The organism is Microbacterium sp., assembly GCF_047607465.1.
Classification (GTDB): domain Bacteria; phylum Actinomycetota; class Actinomycetes; order Actinomycetales; family Microbacteriaceae; genus Microbacterium.
Genome location: NZ_JASGCY010000036.1, coordinates 1 through 3,473, shown reverse-complemented (window position 1 = coordinate 3,473; position 3,473 = coordinate 1). Strand labels below are relative to the sequence as shown.

At 69.1% G+C, this 3,473-nt stretch carries 3 protein-coding genes; 2 read left to right on the top strand and 1 reads right to left on the bottom strand.

Going from position 1 to position 3,473, the window contains the following annotated elements; all coding sequences use genetic code 11:
* Positions 1 to 37: 37 nt before the first annotated feature.
* Positions 38 to 1,192, bottom strand: coding sequence for a multiple monosaccharide ABC transporter substrate-binding protein (gene chvE, locus QM568_RS04840; protein ID WP_415136384.1), 1,155 nt, complete (start codon positions 1,190 to 1,192; stop codon positions 38 to 40).
* Positions 1,193 to 1,553: 361 nt separating this feature from the next.
* Between chvE and QM568_RS04835 the strand changes: the two genes are divergently transcribed.
* Both QM568_RS04835 and QM568_RS04830 read left to right on the top strand, forming a co-directional pair.
* On the top strand, positions 1,554 to 2,996 hold the full coding sequence (locus tag QM568_RS04835) for an MATE family efflux transporter (RefSeq protein WP_415136382.1): 1,443 nt from the start codon (positions 1,554 to 1,556) through the stop codon (positions 2,994 to 2,996).
* Between the two features lie 137 nt (positions 2,997 to 3,133).
* On the top strand, positions 3,134 to 3,473 hold a 340-nt coding region (locus tag QM568_RS04830), incomplete at its 3' end, for a hypothetical protein (RefSeq protein ID WP_415136380.1).

Genomic DNA, 3,473 nt, shown 5'->3' with positions numbered 1-3,473 from the left:
GTGCCGCGGGAGCCGCGGCACGCCCCGAGAGGGGAGATTACTCGGCGACGCCCGAGTCGACCTCAGCCTGCGTCCAGTAGCCCGAGTCGATCAGCAGGGACTTGATGTTGTCCTTGTAGACGATGTCGGACTGCAGCAGGTACGACGGGACGACCTTCACCCCGTTGTCGTAGGTCTCGGTGTCGTTGGCCTCAGGGTCGTTGCCCTCGAGCATGTCCTCCGCCGCGACGACCGACTGCTCGGCGAGCTTGCGGGTGTCCTTGAAGATCGTGGCGAACTGCACGTCCTGGTCGATCAGGGAGACCGACGCGATCTCCGCGTCCTGGCCCGTGACGATCGGCAGGCCGTCGGCGATGGTGGCGCCGTAGCCGCCGGTGCCCTGCAGCGCCGTGATGATGCCGCGCGAGATGCCGTCGTAGGGGGAGAGGACTCCGTTGAGCTTGGTGCCGTCGCCGTAGGAGCCGGTCAGCAGGTCTTCCATGCGCTTCTGAGCCGTCTCCTGCGCCCAGCGCAGGGTAGCGGCCTGCTCGATCTCGACCTGGCCCGACGGAACAGCGAGCACACCCTTGTCGATGTACGGCTGCAGCGTGTCGATCGCGCCCTTCCAGAAGAAGTGCGCGTTGTTGTCGTCGAGCGATCCGGCGAACAGCTCGATGTTGAACGGACCCGCAGCGCCCGTCTCGTTGCCGTCGGCGTCGAGGACGCCGAGTCCGACGAGGAGCGAGGTGGCCTGCTGCACGCCGACCTTGTAGTTGTCGAACGTCACGTAGAAGTCCACGTGCTCGCTGTCGCGGATCAGGCGGTCGTAGGAGATGACCGGGATGTTCGCGGCGGCTGCGGCGTCGAGCTGCGAGGAGAGCGCCGTGCCGTCGATGGCGGCGATGATCAGCAGATCCGCGCCGTTGGTGATCATCTGGTCGATCTGCTGGCCCTGGGTGGGGATGTCGTCGCCCGCGTACTGCAGGTCCACCTGGTAGCCGGCGTCCTCGAGGCCGGACTGCACGGCGTCGCCGTCGGCGATCCAGCGCTCGGACGTCTCGGTCGGCATCGAGACGCCGATGAGCAGGTCGCCCTTGTCGGCGTCTGCGGACCCGGTCGAGCCGCCGGGCGAACCGGCACCCCCGCCGCCGCAGCCGGTCAGGGCGAGTGCCCCGGCAAGGCCGAGTGCGGCCAGTGCGTATTTCTTCTTCATCACGAGCTCCTTCGCTGTGTGTGCGTGGCCGGCGACGCCGCCGCGCTATGGAATCCCGATCGTCCGGGACTTGCCTCGAGTACACTTTTCCTGAGTTTGAGTCTCGAAGTCAAGCGGAGATGATCATTTCTTCGGATCGCGCACTGCGCGAGCTTTGCTTCGGTTCTCGACGACAACGTCCCGATGTTTCGTGTCTTCCCGATGATTCGGGTTGAATCGATTCGAAATCCGAAGGCAAAGGGAGAAGCTTCGCGCGAGCTCTCGAAGGCGGTACGTCGGTCGCCGAATCGATTCGATAGACTTGTCCGTCCCCTGCATCCGTCCTGCATCCGTCCCCCAGTTCCTGCGAGCAGTTCTTCTCATGGCCACCTCTCTCACCACGGGCCGTCCGTGGCGTGTCATCCTCGCCTTCTCGATCCCTCTCCTCCTCGGCAACGTGGTGCAGCAGCTGTACCAGTTCGTCGACGCCATCGTCGTCGGCCGCCACCTCGGCGTCACCGCGCTCGCCGCGGTGGGCGCGACCGGGCCGCTGCTTTTCCTGCTGCTCGGATTCGCCTGGGGCGTGACCAGCGGCTTCGCGATCCCCATCGCGCAGGCCTTCGGCGCCGGCGACGACGCCGCGGTGCGCCGCAGCGTCGCCACCGGCACCCTGCTGACCGGGGCGACGAGCGTTGTGCTGACCGTCGGCGCGCCGCTGATCTCCGCCCCGCTGCTGGCCCTGCTGCAGACGCCCGTCGAGCTCATGCCCGAGGCGACCGTCTTCACCCGGATCAGCTTCCTCGGCGCGAGCACGATGATGTTCTTCAACTACCTCTCGGCGATCATCCGCGCCATCGGCGACTCGCGCACCCCGCTGGTGTTCCTCACGATCTCGTGCGCCCTGAACGCCGGCCTCGTCGTGCTCATGGTGGGCCCCCTCGCCTGGGGCGTCGCGGGGGCCGCGGTCGCGACCGTCGTCGCCCAGGCCGTCTCGGTGCTGCTGTGCCTGGAGTTCGTGCGCCGCCGTGTGCCGGTGCTGCATCTGTCCCGCGCCGACTGGCGGGTCTCGCGCGCCGACATCGCCGAGCACCTGCGGGTGGGGCTCCCGATGGGCTTCCAGGCCTCGATCATCGCGATCGGCACCCTCGTCGTGCAGGTCGCGCTCAACGCGCTCGGCGCCGACGCGGTCGCCGCGTACACGACCGGTTCGCGCGTCGACGGCCTCGCCGTCGCGTTCCTCTCCTCGCTCGGGCTCGCCGTGTCGATGTACGCCGCGCAGAACATCGGCGGACGCCGCCCCGACCGCGTCCGCCGCGGCGTCGTCGAGGCGACCTGGATGGCCGTCGCCGCCGGCGTCGTCCTCGGCGCCCTGATCATCGCGTTCGGCGAGCCGATGGTGCGCTTGTTCGTCGGCGACGGCTCTGCGGACGTGGTGGCCGAGGCGCACCTCATGCTCATCGTCAACGGCTGCGGCTATTGGGCGCTCGGCCTGCTGTTCGTGCTGCGCGGGGCCCTGCAGGGGCTGGGACGAACGGTGGTGCCGACCGTCACGGGCATCGTCGAGCTCGTCATGCGCGTCGGCGCCGCCGTGGCCCTCGGCGCGATGATCGGCTTCGTCGGCGTCGCGCTCAGCAACCCGCTGGCGTGGGTGGGCGCGATTCTCCTGCTGGTCCCCGCCTACCTCCGCGAGAGCCACCGGCTCGCCCGCCTCCCCGTCGACCCGGCGCAGGCCACCGAGACGTCGACCCTCGCGATCATCGGCCCGGTCGACGGATCGATGGTGGTGGATGCCGTCGTCACCCAGCCGGTGCGCGTGATCCGTTAAGGCGTCGTTCGAGGAAACATCATCCTTCAGACGGATGCCGTCGGCGCGTGTCTTCGTACAATTGAGAGTGCGGAGGTTCCGTTGACCGGGGGGTCGTCATGTCGACGTGGAGGATAGCCAGCGATCTGGCAGCAGTCATGGGTCCGATCGGGATCGGCGGTGCCGTTCTCGCCGTCATCTGCGCGGCCGTCGCCGCCGTCGCGATCATGCGCGGTGCCGGCGGACTCAGCGGCGGCGCGGTGGGTCTGTGGTTCCCGTGCGCGCTCGCGAGCTCGATGTCGGGCTTCGCCAGCCAGTGGTGGCCGCTCATCGTCTCCGGCGCCGTGCTCGTGACCGCACTCGTCTGCGCGGCGATCGCGCGACGGGTCATCGTCGTCCGCGGGCGCGCTAGGCCACTGGCCGCGGTCGAGGCCGTGGCTCCGGTCGCCTCGGCGGCGCCCAGCACGTCCCCGGCGCCCGGCGCGGGCCTCGCGCGCC

Bases quoted from the DNA above. Each gene is read 5' to 3' on its own strand.
- QM568_RS04835 (WP_415136382.1), top strand. From the start codon at position 1,554: ATGGCCACCTCTCTCACCACGGGCCGTCCGTGGCGTGTCATCCTCGCC.
- chvE (WP_415136384.1), bottom strand. From the start codon at position 1,192: ATGAAGAAGAAATACGCACTGGCCGCACTCGGCCTTGCCGGGGCACTC.